Consider the following 22,390-nt stretch of genomic DNA (forward strand, 5'->3'; position numbering starts at 1 on the left):
ATACTTATTCGTTCAAAGATGGTTGCTTCTAAGTCAAATTTTTCAAATCCTAAAAATCACAAAACAATCTTCTATTAATCAATATTTTTCATAAAGTTTATTTCATTTAATCAAAAAAGCACAAGAAAATAACCTTATTCATGACGGCAGTTCTGCAAATTATCGCTAGTTTAAGAGTGATTTAATTATCGATTAGACCCGAAAATGACTTACCTAAAGATCTCCACGCTTTTTACTTTCTCCTTCCTCGGCATTGCTATGTTTGGTTGTACCCAAAAGCAAACCAATGAAGTACAACTTTCCGATATCGAGCAGGTTAGCTACAATTTTCATATCCGCCCCATTCTCTCCGACAAATGCTTTGTCTGCCATGGTCCAGATGCAAATAAGCGGGAATCCGAACTTCGCTTAGATACAGAAGAAGGAGCCTATGCTGCTTTAAAAGATGATCCAAGTCAGTTCGTAATTAAACCTGGAAACTTAGAAGAGTCCACAGTTTACCATAGAATCATTTCCGAGGATCCTGGAGAGCTCATGCCCCCGCCAGAGTCCAATCTTGCATTATCAGAAAAAGAAATCCAACTGATCAAAAAATGGATTGAGCAAGGAGCCAAATACGAGCCGCACTGGGCTTTTATCAAGGCAGAAAAGACGGAGTTACCCGAAGAAACTGACTGGACTATCAATGAAATAGATCGCTTCACCCTGAAGAAAATGAAGGAAAAAGGGCTTCAACCGAATCCTGAAGCCAAATCCTACGAACTCATCAAGCGTGCAAGTCTGGACCTTACTGGACTTCCTCCTTCTCCCGAAGTTTTGGATAGATTTGGTGATTTCTCGGGAGAGCTTTCGTATGAGGATTTACTGGATGGCTTATTAGCTGACCCCGGTTTTGGGGAGAAAATGGCTATCCTCTGGATGGATATTTCGCGGTATTCAGACAGCTATGGCTATCAGGATGACAATATCAGGACGCAATGGCCTTACCGCGACTGGGTGATTCATGCTTTCAATGAGAATATGCCTTATGATCAATTTGTCACTTGGCAACTCGCAGGCGATCTTTTACCGAATGCCAACAAAGAGCAGATTTTGGCGACAGCCTTCAACAGAAACCATAAATACACCGAAGAAGGCGGGGTAATCGACGAGGAATACAGAATAGAATACGTACTTGACAAAACCAATACGGTTAGCAAAGGACTTCTTGGAATCACCATGGAGTGTGCACAGTGTCATGATCACAAATACGATCCTTTTTCACAAAAGGAGTATTACGAGATGTTTGCCTTTTTCAATAATACCCCAGAAAAAGGATATCAAGGAGATGTTTCCCAATCCAAACCTGCGAAAACTCCTATCCTATTTGTAGAGCAGGAAGATTTGTCGGGCATTATGAATTTTATCAACTACTCCGATACCTCCAAATTGAGCATCTCCGTAATGGGTGAATTGGAAGAGCAACGGCCAACTTACATTCTTGATCGTGGCGTATATGATGCCCCAACTGTAGAGGTAGAGCCATCTACTCCTTCCTCGATCATGGAATTCCCTGAGGATTTGGAAAAAACCCGTCTAGGACTTGCCAAGTGGATGACGGCTGCAGAGAATCCGCTTACTTCTCGTGTTTTCGTAAATCTGATGTGGCAGGAGATTTTTGGTCAGGGAATCGTCAAATCTGCTGGTGACTTTGGAATGCAAGGAGATTTGCCTACACATCCTGAGTTATTGGATTGGCTGGCGGTTGATTTTATGGAAAATGGATGGGATATCAATCGGCTGATGAAGCAGATACTGAGTTCAGCTACCTATAAGCAAAGCGCCGTAATCACAGAAAAACACCTGAATACAGATCCAGACAACTTATACCTAGCGAGAGCACCTCGTTTACGCCTTCCTGCGGAAAACATTCAGGATTTGGTTTTGGCTAGCAGCGGATTGCTTGTGAGAAAGCTAGGCGGCCCAAGTGTCAAACCCTATATGCCCGAAGGAATTTGGGAGGCAGCAACTTCCGGACGCGGTGAATTGGCCACTTATGTTCAGGATAAAGGAGACAAACTCTACCGCAGAGGCCTTTACAATTTTATAAAATTAACTGTCCCACCTCCCAAAGCTATAATTTTCGACTCCAGTAACCGTGACCGATGCGAAATCGGGAGAAGCAGAACCAATACCCCGCTTCAGGCCTTGGTGATGATGAATGATCCGATGATTTTGGAAGCTTCAAGGGTTTTAGCTGGCAAAATGTGGGAGGAAAATAAGAATGGTGAAATGGCTATTGAAACTGCATTTAAGCGAATAGTATGCAGAGATCTGACCACTAAGGAAAAGGATATCCTCCTGTCCTACTACGAAGATCAATTAAATAGATTCACAGAAAACTCAGACCAAATCCTTCCAACATTAAGTGTGGGAGAATTTCCTTTGGAAGAAAAAAATATTAACCCAGAGACTGCAGCGCTTATGCAAGTGATCGTAAGCATTTACAATCTGGAAGAAACCATTACCAAGAGCTAACATGGAAAAGGAAATATTAGAAGAAGGGCTGAACCATAACAGAAGGAAATTTCTCTCCAGATTAAGCCTTGGTGTTGGAAGTCTGGCTTTAGGATCGCTTTTGGTTCCTGATCTTTTCTCCGGAAAATCTGAAGCCGAGGAAGCAATGATCAGTGCCCTACCGCATTTTGCTCCCAAAGCAAAACGGGTGATTTATTTGTTTCAGAACGGAGCTCCAAGTCAACTAGAATCTTTTGATTATAAGCCAGAGTTAATCAAAAGAATGGGAGAAGAGCTTCCAGAATCCATTCGAGGAACTCAGAGACTTACAGGAATGACCGCTGGTCAATCTTCTTTCCCATTAGTTGGCTCAAATTACAAGTTTGACCAATACGGAGAATCCAGAGCCTGGATATCAGAGGTTTTTCCACATACAGCCGGTATTGTGGATGACATCTGCATAGTCAAATCCATGCATACCGATGCCATCAATCATGACCCTGCACTTACCTTCTTCCAAACTGGAGCACAGGTAGGCAACCGTCCAAGCATGGGGTCCTGGTTGAGTTATGGCTTGGGATCTGAGAATAGTAATCTTCCAGCATTTTCAGTTCTGCTAAGTCGAGGACGTGGTAACGGCCAGGGAGTGTATTCAAAATTATGGAGCAATGGATTCTTAGACGCAACGCACCAAGGCGTACAGTTTTCCAATTCTGAAGATCCTGTGCTTTACCTTAAAGACCCAGAATCCATGAGTCGCTCAGAGCGCAGAAAGATGATAGATCAAATTGCTGCAATGAATGATCTGAGCATGAAGCAATTCAATGATCCAGAGATTTCCGCGAAAGTCAAGCATTACGAAATGGCCTACCGCATGCAAACGGCGGTGCCGGAAATGACCGACGTGTCCAAAGAACCTGAAAGTATTATAAAACTTTACGGTCCAGATTGTCTTGTTCCCGGTACCTATGCTGCCAACTGTCTTTTGGCCAGAAAGCTATCAGAAAGTGGCGTCCGATTCGTGCAACTCTATCATCAAGGCTGGGATCAGCATGGCAATTTGCCAAATGAAATGCGCCTGCAAGCCGAAGATGTCGATCAGGCATCAGCAGCGCTAATTACCGATTTGAAGCAAAGAGGCTTACTGGATGAAACTTTGGTCATCTGGGGAGGAGAATTTGGAAGAACGAATTACTGCCAAGGAAAAATCCAAGTAGATAATTACGGTCGCGATCATCACCCACGTGCATTCTCGATTTGGATGGCCGGAGGCGGCGTGAAGTCAGGAATGGTTTATGGTGAAACTGATGAGTTTGGCTATAACATCACCGAAAACCCGGTTCACGTTCATGATTTCCAAGCCACCATGCTCCACTTGATGGGAATCGATCATGAGCGCATGACTTACAAACATCTAGGAAGAAGGTATCGCCTGACTGACGTCTCGGGCAAGGTTGTAAAAGATTTAATTGCCTAAAACCCGTATGCTCAAGATTTCTTCGATCAGATCAATTCTGGAAAACACGCTTTTCGTTTGGATAGGTCTTACCCTTATCATCACTTTAGCTGGAAATGCACTGGTTTTGCCCGATTGGCTTCAGGTCGTAGGCAGGAGCCATCCTATATTGCTACACTTTCCTATCGTATTACTTTTGATGGGCTTGCTCTTTTTCTGGATTCCTGGAATTGATAACAAACCTGAAATAAGAGAGATTGGAGAAATTAGCTTTTTGGCTGGTTGCAACTTTGCTGGAATTACGGTGATTGCCGGGCTGATTTTGGCACAGGAAGAATACACCGGAGAGATTTTAACCTGGCATAAATGGGGTGGAATCGCTGTTTTCGCCGGATGTATCCTTCTCTACTTTTTCAGGTCTTCAAAGGCAAACTATATCCGGATTTCCAGCATTGTGTTGGCCTTTGCCATTATCGCCACCGGACATTGGGGAGCAGGATTGACACATGGTGAAGATTTTCTTTTGGCTCCCATAATATCAAATGAAGTTGAGGTAATTCCTTTGGCAGAAGCGGAGATTTTTAACGATGTGGTTCAGCCTATTTTGCAGGCAAAATGCGTCAGCTGTCACAAGGAAGGCAAGATCAAAGGAGAACTACGGCTGGATCATATCGAAGGTTTACAAAAAGGCGGGAAATCAGGGCCATTTGTATTGGCTGGAGATTTCGAAAAATCACTGCTTATCCAGCGTATCAATCTTCCCGAAGATGATAAAAAGCACATGCCTCCTAAGAATAAAGCTCAGTTGACTGAGGAAGAACTTTTGATCTTAAGCGAGTGGGTAGCATCAGGAGCAAGTTTCGAACAAAAACTGGTTTCACTTCCTGCAGAAAATGAGCTATATCAATTGGCATCGGTAAAGTTTGAAGGGAATAAAATTTATTCTTTTGATGCGGCTGATCCTGATGATATCGCTGAACTGAATACCTCATTCCGTTCCATCCAACCTCTTTTCCCAGAGTCACCAGCTTTGGATGTTTCTTATTTTGGAATTTCAGCTTTTCAGCCTGAATCCCTCACAGACCTTAAATCTGTAAAAGATCAAGTCGTAAGATTAAGCCTGAACAAAATGCCTTTGGCAGGAATTGATCTCAAGTTCCTTAAGGACTTCAAGCATCTGGAAGAACTTCAATTGAACTTTACTGACCTAGAGCCTGAGCAGATAAAAACCATTTCTGAACTGGGCACATTGGAAGTTTTGGCTATTTCGGGAAATGAGATAGATCAGGCTTCGCTAGAAAATATTTCTAAAATGAAGTCTCTCAAAAAGCTCTATGTATGGTCCACAGGAATGAATGATCAGGATCAGGAGTCACTTCAAAAAGCACTTCCTGAGACTGTCATTGACTTTGGATTTGACGGAAAAGGCATCATCTATGAATTGAATAGCCCGATCATTTCTCAAGCAGAAATGATCTACCAAGATAGTCTGGAGATTAAGCTTTCCCACCCTATTAAAACAGCTGAGATTCGTTACACTCTTGACGGCACAGACCCAGACAGTCTTACTAGTCCGGTTTATTCTCAACCAATTTTTGTTACATCCACCGGAAAAATCGTAGCCAAAGCATATGCAAATAACTGGAAGGGCTCGAAAGTAAAAGAATCAGTTTATATACATTCTGGCATTAAACCATCTGAATTTTCATTACTGTACGAGCCAAATTCTAAATACAAGGCTTCAGGAGCAACTACGCTGTTTGATTTGGTGAAAGCCGAGGCTGCCAACCATGGTCAAAAATGGTTAGGGTTTCAGGATCAACCCATGGTCTTGGAAGTTGACTTCGAAAATTTGAAAAAGGCTAAAGAAATGTCCCTTAGCTTACTTTACAACGAAGGAGCGCATATTTTCCCACCTTCGAAAGTAACTGTTCAAGGTTTGGAAAATGGAAAGTGGGTACAGCTAGCAAGCAATTCACCCGAAGTATCACCAAAAGCTTTGTCAGCTAGATCAGAGTTATTGACTCTGGAGTTAGAAAACACAAACTACGAAAAGCTGAAAATTACCCTTACTCCACTTCCACATTTACCTAAATGGCACCCAAATGCGGGAAGCAAAGGTTGGGTATTTGTGGATGAAGTGATATTTAATGAATAGGGAGGAAAATTCAGCTTCCCTCCTTACTCAAAATCTCCTTATACATTTCAATATTCTTCTTGATAGCTTCATCCAGCTGTGGCTCTGCTATGTCCTTGATTTTTTTCATCTCATCATAGATGATCTGAGCTACAATTACTCGCGCCGCTTCCTTATTATCCGAAGGAATGATGTACCAAGGTGCGTGTTTCTTGGAGGTCTTATTGATCGCCTCTTCGTAACATTTCTGATAATCATCCCAGCGTTCCCGCTCTTTGAGATCCCCAGGAGAAAATTTCCAATTGTGCTTTGGCTTATTCAAACGGCGAAGTAAACGCTGCCTTTGCTCTTCTTTTCCAAGGTGCAGAAAAAATTTAAAAATGATCGTCCCGTTATCGCTGATCTGCTTTTCAAAGTTATTGATCTGATCAAACCGATTTTCCCAAAACTCCTCCGTGATATCATCGGCAGAATTTATCCCTGGGATATTTTCTCCCAAAATATAGGTAGGATGCACTCTAGTCACGAGTACATTTTCATAATGCGTACGGTTAAAAACCCCATATTTTCCACGCTGTGGCAAGCATACACTATGCCTCCATAGGAAATCATGCTGCAACTCCAGTGTCGAAGGAGTCTTGAAACTATGAACCACCACGCCACGTGGATTGAATTCTTTGAATACTTCGCGAATCAAACTATCCTTCCCGGCGGTATCCATCCCCTGAAGACAGATGAGCACAGCATATTTATTATGGGCGTACATCGTGTCTTGATGCTCACTGAGTTTTTCCCTCAATTTATTCAGTTCTTTTTCCTTTTTTTTCTCGGAAGCTTCAAGGTCTATGGAGGTTGGGATATCTTTTAGCGAAATCGACTTAGTTACTTTAAAGTCATCAGAGGAGATATTTTTCATTTGTAATAAGAATTTGAGTCGATAAAAAGTCTGTTTTTAAGTAAAGAACAAGATAATATTTTATCTTAACCCTACAGAAAAACACTGTCTTTTATCACTTTTCCCCAATCTTATAATGACCCAAGATTCTATCTCTCCAGGTATAAGTAATCGATACCTGGCCTTGGACGTACTTCGCGGTTTGACGATTGCATTTATGATCGTAGTGAATACTGCAGGCGACTGGAGCAACCTTTTTGCACCGCTAGCACACGCCAAATGGCATGGCTTCACTCCCACTGATTTAGTATTTCCCACTTTCCTTTTCGTAGTCGGCAATGCCATGAGTTTTTCGATGAAAAAGCTCCAGCAAATGAACACGGCTGACTTTTTCAAAAAAGTAGGTAAAAGAACCATTTTGATTTTCCTGATAGGATGGCTGTTAAATGCATTTCCGTTCTATGATATTTCAGAATCTGGAGCAATGAGTTTTATAGATTTAACCGAGGTAAGACTCTTCGGAGTATTGCAGCGAATTGCACTTTGCTACTTCTTTGGAGCGGTGGTTCTTTATTATGGAGGAATAAAAGGAGCATGGATTTTTAGCGCTATCGCACTTTTGGGCTATTGGGCTATCCTATATTTCTTTGGTGATGCGGCGGATCCATATGGTCTTACAGGCAATGCAGCAATCAAGCTCGATTTGGCACTTATAGGTTCAGAAAGAATGTATGGAGGCGAAGGAATACCATTTGATCCCGAAGGAATACTAAGCACTTTGCCAGGAATTGTAAATGTAATCGCTGGCTACCTGGCTGGCAAAATGATCCAGAAATTGGGAAATACGATGGATGCGGTCAAGAAATTACTGGCGGTAGGCTTGGTACTTATCATCGTCAGTTATGCCTGGGATATTCTTTTCCCCATCAATAAAAAGATTTGGACCAGCTCTTATGTATTGCTCACGACAGGAATTGACCTCGTTTTATTAGCTCTTTTGGTAGCTGTGATTGAAGTCAAAAAATGGAAAGGTTGGACCTATTTCTTTGAGGTTTTCGGGAGAAACCCACTAATTCTTTATGTATTTTCTGGTCTTGTTGTCACTCTTTTATCCATGATACCAGTTGGAGATACCACACTAAAAGGCTTCATTTATCAAAATTTCTATACCAGTTGGCTTTCGCCTAAAATGGCTTCTTTCCTATTTGCCTTTAGCTATATGCTTATTATTTGGGTGATCGGATTGTGGATGGATAAGAAGAAAATTTACATAAAAGTATAAATGCAATAATTTGTTAACCAGACATATACCTACAAAAATGTAACTTGACAAAGATTTTTAACCAAAGCTATATTTTTTATGAAACTTAAAATCGGAGTTTATAATGTGGAGTGGATGCGGGATCTTTTTGATACCGACGGCAATCCCAAAATGAGCGGGAAGGAACTGACCCGAAGTCAGCAACTGGCTGAAGTGATTCAGGCCATGGATCCAGATTTTCTAGGAATAGTAGAAGGTCCAAATACTTTAGTGGATGGTTCCAAAACTGCCTCCGCCCAACTAGAAATCTGGACTCAAACCTTTATCCCGGGTTCAAATTATAAAGGAGTTCACGGCTTCCCTTCACCAGGTCAACAGGAACTTTGTGCTATCTACAAGGCAGATAAAATAAATGTACTCTTCACTCCTGAGACTAAAGCAGGAAAGCGATTTGACGAGCCATTCTTGCAAGACACCACCAATCGTCTGATCAAAGAACAATACAAGCATTATCGTCCACCATTGGAACTCAGTATTTTGGGTTTGGATGATACATTAATTACCCGGGTGATTATAGCCCACACCAAGTCTAAGGGGATTTTTGACATGGTGGATTACGCCAGATTCGAGCAGATTTCTGCCCGCGATAGACTCAAGTTATTTGCAGAATGTATGTCCATACGTGAGCGCTGTGATGAGTATATGGAAAAAGACCAGCAGGTCATGGTGATGGGTGATATCAACGATGGTTTTGAGTTGGATTTCTACGAAAATAAATTCTCAAAAAGCGCGGTGGAAATTCTTTTGGGGGATCTTTGGAAGCCTGAATTTGTACTAAAATCGGTTCTGCCAAAGCCAAAACTCAACAGCTACGGATACACTCCAAATTCCAGTCGATATACAGATAGAATCACTGGAGATCAAGTAAATGTCCTGATAGACCATATACTTGCCAGTCAAGGAATTAATGTCCTAAATGGTACTGTATGGAACCCCTATTTGGAAAAGGATAATGGCACTATCCAAGGTGTGAGAAATTCCTTGATCAGAGGCGCAGATCACTTCCCCATTCTTTGTGAAATAGAAACAGCAACACCGATATAAACAATGGATCAAGCAGCACAAAAAATGATCGACAACCTTGAGAAAAACACAGGCAAAAGTCTGGATCAATGGGTTGCGACTGTTCAGAAAACAGACTTAAAAAAACACGGTGAAATCGTTAAATTCTTAAAATCAGAACATTCATTTACTCATGGTTTTGCCAATCTAGTGGCTCACAAAGCACTCAAATCAGATGCTGGATCAGTTTCGGATACGGATGAACTAATCACCAAGCAATACAAAGGAAAAGAGCACTTTTTACCTATTTATGAAAAACTCCGCGAAGAGATCAAGGCATTTGGTCCAGATGTGGAATTTGCTCCCAAAAATTCTTACGTAAGTGTGAAGAGAAAAAAGCAATTTGCCATACTAGTCCCTGCGACAAAAAGCCGCTTTGAAATCGGAATTAATCTTATAGGTCATCCTGCTGATGGAATTCTGGAAATAGATACTAAATCTAATGGGATGTGTAGTCATAGGGTTCAGTTCGGCACCGATGGGGGTATATCTGAAGAAATGATAAAATGGTTAAGACAGTCTTACGAAAACGCAGGTTAGACCATGGATCCAATTGTGATTATTTCCATTATTACCGCCATAACTGGGATTTTTGTTGGTTTGATAAGGTATTACAAATACCAGCTTGATAAAAAGAAACAGGATAAGAGGGAGAAAATAGAACTTACAGTCAATCTCAAGATACGGGAAAAATACGAAGACCTTGCTCTGGGAGAAAAGCCGCATATAGGTAAGAAACTTCAGTTTTCATTCATCAATACTGAGGAAAGTAGTATATATATCCATAAGGTGAGAGTAGATTTTTATAAAGATTTGAAATCTCTAAACGAAAGTTGGGAAAAGGAGTTGAAACCCACGGCACGGTTGAAAGAATTAAAACAAGGCCAAGAATTGCCTGAACAATTCAACCTAACGTTTGCTTCTGATAAGCACTACATTGAGCTTTTCCTTAGCAATTCCATAAAAGTCTGCACCACTCTTTCGACCGGTCAAGTAATAGAATCAAAAATTTTTATGCCCGAAATCCTTCCTTAAAATTCAATTTTGCATTTTGTGGTTCTAAACGCCCACATTATGAAACAAGGATTTTTTATAGCCTCTTTCTTACTGTTTACTGTCTTCACATTTACTGATTCGTCTTTTGCCCAAATCACGGAAGACACCTATCACAAAGCGGAATACTTTCTGAGCGGAAATATACAGAAAGAAGTTTATCACCTGGACGTGATCCCTAATTGGTTGGATGATAAGAAAAGCTTTTGGCACCAGACTTATACCGAGGATGGAAAGCGTTTTTTCCATACAGCTATTGAAAAAGGTGAAACCAAAGAAGCTTTTGATCATACGGAATTGGCAAAATTGCTCAGTGAAAAAAGCGGAGAAACCATTGATCCTAATAGCCTGCCGTTCTCAAGAATACAACTTAAAGCTGATGGCTCATTAAGCTTCGAATGGAACAATAAAAGCTGGACTTTTGCTGACGGAACTCTGGAATCAAAGAGGAATTCAAGTGATTCCAGAGATAGGTCCGTTTCAATTTCCCCTGATGGCAACTGGAAAGCTTACGTCCGCAACTTCAACTTATTTGTAGAAAATCTGGAAACGGGCGAGGAAGTCCAATTGAGCTACGACGGGAATAAAGACTATGAATATGCCTCCTACTGGGGCTGGTCAGATATGGTTCTGGGCGAAAACGGAGAACGTCCCCCTCACTTTACAGTCAACTGGTCACCAGATTCCAAGAAAATCCAAACTCAGATTGTGGATTTACGATTGGCTGAGAAGATGCTGCTCTTGGATAATAGTCAGGATGATAAATTCCGTCCCCAGCTGATGGCGTATTACCGCGCATCGCCTGGAGATACTACTGTGGTAATGTACACCCCCGTATTGTTTGATCTTGAGACTAAAGAGACTACCAAATTCCAAGGGCTATCACTGCCTCATTTCATCGGAATGAATTTCAATTGGGATAGTAAAAGTGAAAATCTCTACGGGACATACATTGAAAGAGGTTTCAAAAGTTTTGATCTAATCGAGATCAATGCTGACTCCAGAGAAATCAGAAAAGTCTATTCCGAATCCTCAACCACTCATATCAACAACAATAACATTTTTAGGAGGCTGGACAACGGACAATTTATCCTCGGGACTGAAAAATCAGGCTGGAATCAGTTGTATTTGATGGATTGGAAAACAGGCAAACTTGTCAATAGAATCACTTCAGGAGATTATGTGGTGAAAAGTTTACTTTCAATTGATGAGGAAAATGAAGTTGTATATTTTGAAGCTGCAGGAAAGGAAAAGGATGTGAATCCTTATTATTCCTTTGTTTACAGAGTGAATTTCGATGGCACAGGTCTAGAATTATTGACACCAGAAAATGCCTTTCACGACATCAGCTATCGTAATGGAAACAACTATTTTGTTGACAACTATTCTACGGTAGATCAACCGACAGTCTCAATAGTAAGAGAATTGAAAACAGGTAAGATTGTGCACGAGGTTTCAACAGCTGATATTTCAAACCTCACTGAAAAAGGCTACCAAAGCCCTAAGCAATTCACGGCAACGGCTAAGGATGGAAAGACGATTATCTATGGGATTTATTACGTCCCGACAGATTTCAGTTCCAAAAAGAAATATCCAATTATCGACTACACCTATTCCGGTCCTCATACAGACATTACGCCCAAGACGTTCAAAGCTGGCTTGATCGGTTTACAACAGCCGATGGCAGAATTGGGTTTTGTGGTAGTTACGGTGGATGGTTTGGGAACAAATGGTCGTGGAAAAGCTTTTAATGACGTTTCCTATAATAACCTTGGCGACGGAACCACAGACCATGTGCTGGCAATCAAAGAGCTAGCTTCAAAAAATAAATTTATGGATGTGGATAAAGTCGGGATATTTGGTCACTCGGCAGGAGGATATGACGCAGGTAGAGCGATGCTTTTGCATTCCGACTTCTACAAAGTGGGAGTTGCCTCAGCTGGAGATCATGACCACCGGATGGAAAAAGCCTGGTGGCCTGAAATGTATATGGGATATCCTGTAGGAGATTTTTACCACATGCAATCCAATATTACGAATGCCGCAAACCTCAAAGGGCATTTGCTATTGGCACATGGAGGAATAGACGAGAATGTGAATCCTTCAGCAACTTTCAAATTTGCTGAGGCACTGATCAACGCTGGAAAAGACTTTGACTTATTTATCTGGCCGAGCCGGAACCATAGTTTCGGAAGAACTGATGGAGATTATTTCACCAAAAAACGCTGGGATTACTTCATTGAGCATCTGATGGGAGAAAAGCCAATAAGGCATTATCAGATTCAGAAGTGAGAGGGATTTGAGGTTAAAAATTTGAAATCAAATCAAAAAAGCGCAGATCCTGAGGTCTGCGCTTTTTTGATAGACAGGAAATTTTCAAAATCTCTGAGTAAATCCTCAGATTAATTTGAATTAGGGCAGAAAGTAAAGCCTGGAAATCGATTACCTTTCTACTTCCAATTCCACCCTTCTATTTTTTGACCTTCCGGTTTCGGTGGCATTAGATGCAGTCGGTCTGGTTCCTCCCCAGCCTGATATCCTAAGGCTTTCAAAGGGCACTCCTTGCTCGATGAGAAAATCCCTCACACTTCCAGCCCGATCCAGTGAAAGCGCCTTGTTCAACCCCGGATCACCCGAACTATCAGTATGTCCGTGAATTCTAAGTTTCATTGATGGGTTTTCCAAAAGAAATCCTGCCAATTCAGTCAAGGAGGCTTTTGTATCCTCTCCTTCTAATTCAGCTGTGCCTCTTTTAAAATTTACATTTTCAAGCAGAATCATGCTTCCTGACTCTGCTTTGGTCATTAAAACCACAGTAGGTTCTCCAGTTTTGATGTCACTTAGTAAAACTGATTTAGGAAAATAACCCTCAGCAGAGATCTTCACTTCTTTAAGTTCAGAGGCTGCTAGCTCGGACAGTTTAAGCGAATCACTGGCATTTTTAGAAATAGTAGCATCACCCAATTTATAGCTGATGGAAAAAGGAACCATGGTCTTGTTCTTAGCATCTACTACAAACCAGGATATTGGATTTTCTTCCGCTTCCAGCTCCTCCTCTACCATTTTTACTTCTGGAAACCCAACAGCAGAGGAAGGGTAAATAGGGACTATAGAGACTTTTTTAGGTTTTGCAGGTTTTTCAAGTGGAGCTAAAGGCTCTGGCGCTGCTGCTACAAATTCTTCGGGAATCTCAAGAGGAACAACCGTTTCGAAAGTCAACAAATCCGCAAAACCATCACTGTTTTGGGTGCTTGTCCATACTACTTCTTCCTCATTAATGAAGGTAATAGAAACTTCAGATCCTGGCGAGCTTATTTGCTGCCACAGCTCCGGCTTGCTCCAGTTGTTCCAACCTTCGCCCATTCGCTTTGCTATAAATATATCCTTGCCTTCCGCCCCTTCATGCATGTTCGAAGAGAAGTATAATTCACCGGATTTGTTATCGTAGTACGGGCTCATTTCCTGCCCAATTGTATTGACTGAAGCTCCTATATTGACAGGTTTTGACCATTCTATTGGCCCCAGTTTCTCACTGACATAGATGTCCTCATTGCCCTTAGAGTCTTTTCCTTTTCCAGAAAGAAAAATCACGTTGCCACCAGATCCTACTCTTCCGGTGACCTGACCAGAAAGCTCCTCTAAACCAACCATAGATACCTGACGAAGAAAATTCCAGTCCGTACCAAATTTAGAATATTGGTATATCCCGAATCGTTTTCCGCCTGTGTGATATACTAAAAGTGTCAAGTAGTCTTCTAATCCGAGCGAGAAATCATAGCCATCTGTACTTAAATCGGCCCGGTGAACTGCTTCCTGCCACTGTCCAGACTCCGATTTTTTGGTCATCCAGATATCTCCCGGGTCTGTTACTCCTCCGATATTGTCTGGATGAAAAGCACGGGTAAATAGTAATGTATTATCTCCAATCCAGACAGGATTCATATCATCCTGTGGGCTGTTGGCGCCAGAAAGCGATACTACTTTCTGCGCCTGGAGGTTAAATGAAATGCAAAAAGCAAGTAGCATTGCGCCACTTGCTTTTTGAAATACGTTTTTTAAATCTCTCATAATTATTGATCCAGCACAATGGCAAATACCAAAGGTGCTACGATCGTTGCATCAGACTCGATAATAAATTTCGGAGTATCGATTCCAAGTTTACCCCAAGTGATTTTTTCATTTGGAACAGCTCCTGAATACGAACCGTAAGAAGTGGTCGAATCAGAAATTTGGCAGAAATACCCCCAAAGAGGCACATTCTCCCGTTGTAGATCCTGATGCAGCATCGGCACCACACATATAGGAAAGTCTCCTGCAATTCCCCCGCCAATTTGGAAAAATCCGATCGTACTCTCGTCTGTTGCAGTGTTTGTGTACCATTCTGCGAGGTACATCATGTATTCGATACCAGTTCGCACGGTGTGTACATTCTTCACATCTCCTGAGATTACGTGACCCGCAAACATATTTCCCAAGGTGGAATCTTCCCATCCAGGGACGATAATTGGAATGTTCTTTTTGGCAGCTTCCAGCAACCAGCTATCTTTTGGGTCAATCTGATACGAATCTTCAAGCTTGCCGGAAAGCAAAATTTTGTAGATAAACTCATGCGGAAAGAATGCTTCTCCGGCTTGATCGGCTTTCACCCATTCTTCCAAAATCACGTTTTCAATCCTACGCATCGCCTCCATCTCAGGAATACAGGTGTCTGTCACTCGATTCATGTGTCTTTCTACCAAATCCTGCTCCTGAGCGGGAGTCAGCTCACGATAATTTGGAATACGCTCGTAATAATCATGAGCGACCAAATTGAACACATCCTCTTCTAGATTTGCTCCTGTACAAGTAATGATCTGGATTTTATCCTGACGGATCATCTCTGCAAGAGAAATGCCTAGCTCAGCGGTTGACATGGCACCTGCTAGAGTAACCATCATCTTTCCCCCATTATCCAAATGGCTTTTATAACCTTCAGCTGCATCGATCAATGCAGCTGCATTGAAGTGGCGATAATTATGCTTTAAAAATTCAGTGATTTTCATTCTATAAATTTTCGTTAGAGCATCAAAATTACCCAATTTTTCCCCACAAAAAAACCCAGCCTAAGCTGGGTTTCAATATTTAGAAAATGTAAGTCAGCTTATTTTGCTGTGTCTGCAGGAGCCGCAGTATATTCTTTATTCAATCCTTCGATCACTGATTCAGTTACGTCCAAAGCGTCATTACCATACCAAACTGCACCACCTCTTGTATAGCTCAAAACCATGGTAAGATCATTTGATTCAGCATATGTTTTCAAGTATTTCTGAACTCTATCATACACTTCGCTGTATAGAGCTGCTTCGTCAGCAGACAATTCTTGCATCAAATTATCACGGTAAGTCATCAGGTTTTGCTCTTTTTTGGCCAATTCTTCCTGCTTAGCTCTCTGCTGGTTTACGGTCATGTTGCCACCAGTTTGCTGGAAAGTCTGAACTTCCTGCTGGAAACCTGAGGCTCTTCCCTGAAGATCTCCTTCAAATTTCTTTCCTTTTTCAGTAAGTTCTTCAGACTTTGTTTTGAAGTAATCATACTTATTGATCACACTATCTGTGTAAACAAAAGCAATGTTAATATCGCCTTTGGTGACTTCAGTTGAAGTGCTTCCTTCAGTAGCCGTAGAAGTTCCTGCATTTTCGCAGCCGTATAAAAGCACTGTAGCAAGGCTCAATGCACCGATTAGATTTAGTCCTCTTTTCACTTTGTTGATGTTATTGATTACAAGGGTATTGATTACAAGGGCGCAAATATAAAGAAAGTATTGATTTTACAAGAATTGTGAGCTGATCTCTGGATAAAATTAAGATCCATTGTTCAAAAATATAACTCCTGAGCTAGCCTATAAACTTGGGTATGGGCATCAACTATTTTAGAGACTTTCGCAGAATACCCTCCTCCCATGCAACACATAATCGGCGCCTGAAGTGATTTGGCTAGAGATAAAACCACAGCATCTCTTTTGTTCACCCCCTCAATGGTCATTGCTAGCCTACCCAATTTATCGCTTTCCAGAACATCCACCCCGCACTGGTAAATAATAAAGTCAGGCGTGAAATCTTTCAGAATAACTTCCAATTGGTCTTCGAGAATCCTTAGGTAATCCCTGTCCTCTGTCCCGTCTGGTAAAGCAAAGTCTAAGTCCGAGACTTCCTTTCGCATAGGGTAATTCCTTTCACCATGCATACTGAATGTAAAGACATGTGGATTTCCAGCGAATATGCTTGCTGTCCCATTACCTTGGTGCACATCAAGATCTATGACTAGCACTTTTTTAACTAAATGATTGTCAAGCAAATAATTGGCCGTAACTGCAATATCATTTAACAAACAAAAACCTTCTCCCCGATCAGCAAAGGCATGGTGTGTGCCACCTGCTATATTCATAGCTATTCCATATTCCAAAGCAAACGCCGCAGCCTGTACAGAACCATTCAAAATGGCAATTTCCCGATGAACAAGATCAGAAGACAACGGAAAACCTGTTGCTCTGATTTCAGATTTGGTTAAAGTGAGGTTTTTAAGTTTGTTCCAATATTCCTGAGTGTGGGTATTCAAAATCCACTTTTCATCAATGGGTTTTGGCTCAAAAAAATTTGATTCATTGACTATCCCTTCATGCAGCAATTGCCCTGGAAGCAACTCATACTTTTCCATTGGAAATCTATGACCTTCAGGCAATGGGTGTTTGTAAATCGGAGAAAAGGCAATTTTGAGCATAAAAAAACGCTTGAGGTTAGCAAGCGTATTAACTGTCTTCTAGATAGAATGAGTTCAATCTTCGATATCCTCCTCCTCGGACTGAAAAGCATACATGGTATCATCAAGTTCTAGGGTGTCGTCGTTGAATTCTCTGATAAAGTTTGCGATCACTTTCTCATCGATGTGGTCAATATTCAAACCAGCATCAAGACCAATTCCAAAATCGTGATGTGTATCTATATCCACAAACTCCTGGACTTTCACACTTTCCTCCTCCTCGATCTCCATAATGATCTCTGTGATAAACCAACCTATCTCCTCCTCCTCACTAGTCAATGGCTTTAAATTGCCATTCTCGTCTTCTTCGTAGGAGATGCCTTTGAAATTAGGGAATTTCTGCGCGGCTTTATGCTCTGCCAATTCATACACCTCACTGGCATGGTGTAGTCGAAGGGTATATAATGCTGCATCGTAAATCACCTCTTTACCTTGGTACATTCCAATAAAATAGAAATTCACAAACTCATCTGTGTTTTCTTCATCGGGAATAATTTTAAACGTTTTATCGAGCTTCCCCAGCTCTTCCTTTAGCTCCGCAATGCGAGTAGGATCAAAACCTGGATTTGAAATTGACATGTGGCAAATAATTAAAGAATATATACTTTTTAGTGAATAGCAATCCAATAGTACTAAATGAATCTATAATATTATATCAAAAGCTAAACGATTTTCATCAAACCAACAAAGCCTTGAGCCAAAATGCGGCTTCGAGGAAATGCTGACCTCAGAATAAAGCTGTTTATTTTCGGGGTTCTATCAATCAGAAAATCAATTTCCGAATCTCATCTTATTAACAGATAGTTCTACGAAAGTTAAAGAATTATTCAAGAGTTAAATTAAATGATATTTGTTAAAAAACAACTCCTAAACCTAATTATTAATCATTGATTATCACATAATTATCTTGAAATTAATCAATCCGTAGCATTCAAATTGTTTCCAAAAAGCGAATTAATAATGCTCAACACTATGGCAAATAAAATTGCCCACCAAAAACCATCGACTTGAAACCCTGGGATTATCCGGTCCGCCAGCATGATCATCAATGCATTGATTACCACTAGAAACAGGCCTAAAGTCACCACAGTAATTGGAAACGTAAGCACTATAAGAAGTGGTTTTAAGGTAATGTTGATCAATATAATCACAGCGGCCAGAATAAATCCAGTCATAAAAGTATCGATGTGGATTCCGGACAGAAAATATTCTGCGATCAATACAGAAATTCCGCCAAGAAGGATTTTAACTAAAAAATTCAATGCTTTATTTTTCTTCTCCATAAGACTAAAAATACATATTTACCCCAAGAATTTGCAAAACCTGATAAATATCATCTTGAAAAATGGAATGGAACAGTATTGAAATTCGTTCGTTCAATTACCGTACATTATATTTGCAGCTTTAACATAAAATCCAAACTGAGTGATAATCATCCTTTTCTTCCTTCTTCATTGGTATTTCTCTTTGTTTTGCCAAAGCTTCTTCTTGCATAGGTATGCTGCCCACCAGATGTTCTACATGAACAAATATTGGGAAAAATTCTTCTACTTCTTTACTTGGATGTGGCAGGGCAGTTCATACCTTTCTCCTAGGGCTTACGCAATCCTTCACCGCATGCACCATGCCTACAGTGATACGCCAAAGGATCCACATAGCCCACATCATACCGAGAACTTGTTCACTATGATGTGGAAGACCAAAAATATTTACAACGAATATTTCGCTTTTCGACTCAAGCCAGAAGAGCGATTTTCTAAAGACATTCCTGATTGGAATAAGTTCGACAAATTTGCAGACACCATGCTCGTCAGAGTAAGCTGGGGATTATTGTATGTTGCCATCTATGTCCTTTGTATTTCAGTTTTTGATCTACCAGGCACCCATTGGTGGATGTATTTCCTTCTTCCTATCCACTTTTTGATGGGCCCAGTACATGGCGCTATAGTCAATTGGAGTGGTCATAAGTATGGCTACGCTAACTTTGACAATAACGATCATTCGAAAAACAGTCTCTTGCTGGATGTATTGATGCTGGGTGAGTTGTTCCAAAATAACCACCATAAACTTCCTAATCGTCCAAATTTTGCGGTAAAATGGTATGAGTTTGATCCTACCTACCCTATTGTGAAATTATTGCACATGACACGGATCATAAAGTTAAGACCGGCATGATTTAGTAAAGATTTTCTGATTCCTAGACTTTTTTGCTAAGTAAAGCGAAGTCGTAGCCTGATGGCTTCAATTAGACTGATGAACTTCCAATTCTTAAACAAAAAGCGCCTCAGGAGCTCAAAATAGCCAGATTTATGATTTAAATCTGGCTATTTTTTTGGAGATCAATAGATGAATGTGCGCCCAAAAGAATTAAAAATTTAAAAAAAAATTAAAACTAAAGGTGGTTTTTTTTGCAATTGTGAAACTAAACCAATAATTTTCTTCCAATTAAAACTTAACGCCTTATTTATGAAACCATTAACTAGAGCCGAAGAGGAGATCATGCAGATCCTCTGGCAAATCGAAAGAGGATTCGTCAAAGATATCCTTACTCCGATGACCGACCCAAAGCCTGCGTACAACACTGTTTCAACGATTGTTAGAATCTTAGAACGTAAAGGCTTTGTCAGTCACAAGTCTTACGGTAAGAGTCATGAGTACTTCCCGATCGTTTCCAAAGACGAGTATCGCTCGTTTATTATTAAGAAAATGTTGGACGGGTATTTTGAAAATTCATTCGGAAAACTAACTGATTTCTTTAAAAATGATGAAACGCTGAATACAAAAGCGTTTCAGTAAGAAATCTTAAGTAAAACAATTGCTAATTAAGGAACCTGGTTTTGATATCAGGTTCCTTTTTTTTGGGTCAACTTCCTTTGAGGATTACTATTTCTCATCCTAGTCCACTAAATGATTTTTCCTGTTGCTACCGTTTAAATGATGAGGACTGATAAAGGATTGTAGGTTTCCTTTATTCCTTACCTAGACAAGGCTATATTTGCACCTCGAAAAATCACTCATTACATGAATTCATTTATAGAAGAATTACGCTGGAGAGGCATGCTTCAGGATATGACTCCCGAAATCGAAGAGCACCTGACCAAGGGAATGGCTTCGGCATATCTTGGTTTTGACCCTACGGCAGATTCCTTACATATTGGTCACTTAGTAGGTGTAATGACCCTGCTTCACTTCCAGAGAGCTGGACACAAGCCGTTTGCGCTTGTCGGTGGAGCAACGGGTATGATCGGTGATCCTTCCTTCAAGTCAGCCGAGAGAAATCTATTGGACAAAGCTACTTTGGATCACAATGTGGCTTCTATACAAGGACAACTTTCCAAGTTTTTGGATTTTTCCGGGAACACTTCCAACAAAGCCGAGCTGGTTAATAATTATGACTGGATGTCAGAATTCAGCTTTCTGGACTTTATCCGAGACATAGGCAAGCACATCACGGTAAACTACATGATGTCAAAAGACTCTGTAAAAAGACGCCTGGAAGATGGAAATGGCCTTTCGTTCACGGAATTCACCTATCAGTTGATCCAGGGCTACGATTTTTATCATTTGTGGAAAAATGAAAACTGTTCCATTCAGCTTGGTGGATCAGATCAATGGGGAAATATAGTTACCGGAACAGAATTGATCAGAAGAATGGGCGGTGGGTCTGCCTATGCGCTTACAGTTCCTTTAATCACAAAAGCTGACGGTACCAAATTCGGCAAAACCGAAGGCGGCTCTGTATGGCTAGATCCTGATAAGACTTCTCCTTATGCATTCTTCCAATTCTGGCTAAATGTATCTGACGAAGATGCCTCTAAATACATTCGGATTTTCACAGTTTTGAATCAGGAAACGATTGAAAAACTAGAAGCAGAACATTCGGAAGCTCCACACCTTCGTATTTTACAGAAGGAAATCGCCAAGCAAATAACTATCATGGTTCATGGAGAATCAGAATATGAGATGGCGGTAAAGGCTTCAGAAATATTGTTTGGCAAATCATCTACAGAAGATTTGGCAGCGTTGGATGAGCGTACTTTCCTTCAGGTTTTTGAAGGTGTGCCACAGGTTCAGATTAACCAAGCGGAATATGCTGAATTGAATACTATTCTTGATTTATTTGGTGAGGTTACGCAGGGAGTAGTTTTTGCTTCCAAAGGTGAAGCTAGAAAAATGATCCAGGGCGGTGGACTGAGCATCAATAAGGAAAAACTAGGTGATCCAAATGCTACTTTAAACTTGACTTTGCTTCAAAACAAATATTTACTGGTCCAAAAGGGCAAGAAAAATTACTACATCGTAGAAGTAAAGTAAGTCAATGATTATCAAATAAAAATGGCTTTAGGGAATTCCTGAAGCCATTTTTTTATACAACCGGATTCATTTTTACATCAGTAAATCAATAGTTTTGACCCAAGTTTAATACCTTTGGATTTTACTTTTACATTAGAAATAAACCCATGGCAGGAGAAAAAAATAAGGAGAAGCTCATTTTAGATTCAGCAGTATCACTATTCACTTCCAAAGGCTATTTAGCCACCCGAATGGAAGATGTGGCCAAAGCAGCAGGAATAAGCAAAGGACTCACCTACTTCTACTACAAAAACAAAGAAGACCTGTTCATGGCTTTGACTAAAAAAGCTTTTGACCAATTCAAGGATGAGTTTCGGGAGGAATGGTCCAATCGAACGAAAGGCAAGAGCGGACTCGATATGCTTTCTGATCTTTTGGTTAAAATAGTGGTCTTTGCGAAAGCAAATCAGGTCTATTACGACGCTATTCTCAATTTTCTGGATCTGCTGAAGAAGTATAATAATCCTGAAACCCGTCAGTTCATTGATCCCAAAACACTGGAATCCACCCATTTCCAAAAACTGTTGGAGATCCATCACGAACCTGCCAAGATTGGAATCATGATGGTAAGTCAAGGAATCAAAGATGGAAGTATCCGAGCGGAATTGCAGCCTGAAATCACCTTCTACACGATCTGGAGTATGATTATCGGTTATGAAAAAATGTTAGGTCCGATAGAATACGAAGGCAAAGACCTGAAAATTCATTCTGAAAACTGGGAACCTGGATTCCTTCGGTTGATGCAGGAGATGCTCAAAGGAACCATACAAGCAACGAAGAAAACAACAGTTCAAACAAGCTTATTCTAAACTTTCATAAGCA

19 protein-coding genes are annotated in these 22,390 nt (G+C 40.7%); 12 read left to right on the forward strand and 7 right to left on the reverse strand.

Going from position 1 to position 22,390, the window contains the following annotated elements; all coding sequences use genetic code 11:
• Positions 1-204: 204 nt before the first annotated feature.
• The 3 genes from BM386_RS18610 to BM386_RS18620 are packed head-to-tail and all read left to right on the forward strand — an operon-like array spanning position 205 to position 6,110.
• Complete coding sequence (locus BM386_RS18610) at positions 205-2,517, forward strand: PSD1 and planctomycete cytochrome C domain-containing protein (protein ID WP_170857130.1); 2,313 nt, start codon at positions 205-207, stop codon at positions 2,515-2,517.
• Position 2,518: 1 nt separating this feature from the next.
• Positions 2,519-3,973, forward strand: a complete 1,455-nt coding sequence (locus tag BM386_RS18615; protein ID WP_091697010.1) for a DUF1501 domain-containing protein — start codon at positions 2,519-2,521, stop codon at positions 3,971-3,973.
• Between the two features lie 7 nt (positions 3,974-3,980).
• Complete coding sequence (locus BM386_RS18620; protein WP_091697011.1) at positions 3,981-6,110, forward strand: c-type cytochrome domain-containing protein; 2,130 nt, start codon at positions 3,981-3,983, stop codon at positions 6,108-6,110.
• A 10-nt stretch (positions 6,111-6,120) separates the two neighbouring features.
• Here the strand turns inward: BM386_RS18620 and BM386_RS18625 are convergent, their stop codons facing one another.
• Positions 6,121-7,005 (reverse strand): PPK2 family polyphosphate kinase, encoded by an 885-nt coding sequence (locus BM386_RS18625; protein WP_091697013.1) that lies wholly within the window; start codon positions 7,003-7,005, stop codon positions 6,121-6,123.
• Positions 7,006-7,120: 115 nt separating this feature from the next.
• On the opposite strand from BM386_RS18625, the gene BM386_RS18630 reads away from it, so the two are divergent.
• From BM386_RS18630 to BM386_RS18650, 5 genes are all read left to right on the forward strand, one after another.
• Positions 7,121-8,266 carry an acyltransferase family protein gene (locus tag BM386_RS18630; protein ID WP_091697014.1) on the forward strand — a complete coding sequence of 382 codons (1,146 nt, stop codon included), beginning with the start codon at positions 7,121-7,123 and terminating at the stop codon, positions 8,264-8,266.
• A 78-nt stretch (positions 8,267-8,344) separates the two neighbouring features.
• Entirely contained in the window at positions 8,345-9,349 is a 1,005-nt protein-coding gene (locus BM386_RS18635) for an endonuclease/exonuclease/phosphatase family protein (RefSeq protein WP_091697016.1), read from the forward strand.
• Between the two features lie 3 nt (positions 9,350-9,352).
• Complete coding sequence (locus BM386_RS18640) at positions 9,353-9,907, forward strand: DUF4287 domain-containing protein (protein WP_091697017.1); 555 nt, start codon at positions 9,353-9,355, stop codon at positions 9,905-9,907.
• 3 nt (positions 9,908-9,910) lie between these two features.
• Positions 9,911-10,402: a hypothetical protein gene (locus BM386_RS18645; RefSeq protein WP_091697019.1), complete on the forward strand. Its 492-nt coding sequence runs from the start codon at positions 9,911-9,913 to the stop codon at positions 10,400-10,402.
• A 39-nt stretch (positions 10,403-10,441) separates the two neighbouring features.
• Positions 10,442-12,712: a S9 family peptidase gene (locus BM386_RS18650; protein ID WP_091697021.1), complete on the forward strand. Its 2,271-nt coding sequence runs from the start codon at positions 10,442-10,444 to the stop codon at positions 12,710-12,712.
• A gap of 150 nt (positions 12,713-12,862) precedes the next feature.
• Here BM386_RS18650 and BM386_RS18655 read toward each other — a convergent pair whose 3' ends face one another.
• The 6 genes from BM386_RS18655 to BM386_RS18680 form a co-directional block, all read right to left on the reverse strand.
• Complete coding sequence (locus tag BM386_RS18655) at positions 12,863-14,488, reverse strand: OmpA family protein (protein ID WP_091697023.1); 1,626 nt, start codon at positions 14,486-14,488, stop codon at positions 12,863-12,865.
• Between the two features lie 2 nt (positions 14,489-14,490).
• A complete protein-coding gene (locus BM386_RS18660; RefSeq protein WP_091697025.1) occupies positions 14,491-15,462 on the reverse strand; it encodes a deoxyhypusine synthase family protein in 972 nt (323 codons plus the stop codon).
• A gap of 98 nt (positions 15,463-15,560) precedes the next feature.
• The gene (locus tag BM386_RS18665; protein ID WP_091697027.1) at positions 15,561-16,160 is read right to left on the reverse strand and encodes an OmpH/Skp family outer membrane protein; all 600 of its coding nucleotides are present in this window, start codon (positions 16,158-16,160) and stop codon (positions 15,561-15,563) included.
• Between the two features lie 113 nt (positions 16,161-16,273).
• On the reverse strand, positions 16,274-17,176 hold the full coding sequence (locus tag BM386_RS18670) for a histone deacetylase family protein (protein ID WP_091697028.1): 903 nt from the start codon (positions 17,174-17,176) through the stop codon (positions 16,274-16,276).
• A 54-nt stretch (positions 17,177-17,230) separates the two neighbouring features.
• Positions 17,231-17,794, reverse strand: coding sequence for a hypothetical protein (locus BM386_RS18675; RefSeq protein ID WP_091697030.1), 564 nt, complete (start codon positions 17,792-17,794; stop codon positions 17,231-17,233).
• 338 nt (positions 17,795-18,132) lie between these two features.
• Positions 18,133-18,498: a phage holin family protein gene (locus BM386_RS18680; RefSeq protein WP_091697031.1), complete on the reverse strand. Its 366-nt coding sequence runs from the start codon at positions 18,496-18,498 to the stop codon at positions 18,133-18,135.
• A 142-nt stretch (positions 18,499-18,640) separates the two neighbouring features.
• Between BM386_RS18680 and BM386_RS18685 the strand changes: the two genes are divergently transcribed.
• The 4 genes from BM386_RS18685 (at position 18,641) to BM386_RS18700 (ending at position 22,377) form a co-directional block, all read left to right on the forward strand.
• The gene (locus BM386_RS18685; protein WP_091697033.1) at positions 18,641-19,390 is read left to right on the forward strand and encodes an acyl-CoA desaturase; all 750 of its coding nucleotides are present in this window, start codon (positions 18,641-18,643) and stop codon (positions 19,388-19,390) included.
• A gap of 291 nt (positions 19,391-19,681) precedes the next feature.
• Positions 19,682-20,011 carry a BlaI/MecI/CopY family transcriptional regulator gene (locus BM386_RS18690; RefSeq protein WP_091697034.1) on the forward strand — a complete coding sequence of 110 codons (330 nt, stop codon included), beginning with the start codon at positions 19,682-19,684 and terminating at the stop codon, positions 20,009-20,011.
• 225 nt (positions 20,012-20,236) lie between these two features.
• Positions 20,237-21,529, forward strand: a complete 1,293-nt coding sequence (tyrS, locus tag BM386_RS18695) for a tyrosine--tRNA ligase (RefSeq protein ID WP_091697036.1) — start codon at positions 20,237-20,239, stop codon at positions 21,527-21,529.
• 146 nt (positions 21,530-21,675) lie between these two features.
• Positions 21,676-22,377 carry a TetR/AcrR family transcriptional regulator gene (locus tag BM386_RS18700; RefSeq protein ID WP_091697037.1) on the forward strand — a complete coding sequence of 234 codons (702 nt, stop codon included), beginning with the start codon at positions 21,676-21,678 and terminating at the stop codon, positions 22,375-22,377.
• The last annotated feature ends 13 nt before the right edge of the window (positions 22,378-22,390 follow it).

The sequence above is a fragment of the Algoriphagus locisalis genome (assembly GCF_900116615.1).
In the GTDB taxonomy this organism is placed as follows: domain Bacteria; phylum Bacteroidota; class Bacteroidia; order Cytophagales; family Cyclobacteriaceae; genus Algoriphagus; species Algoriphagus locisalis.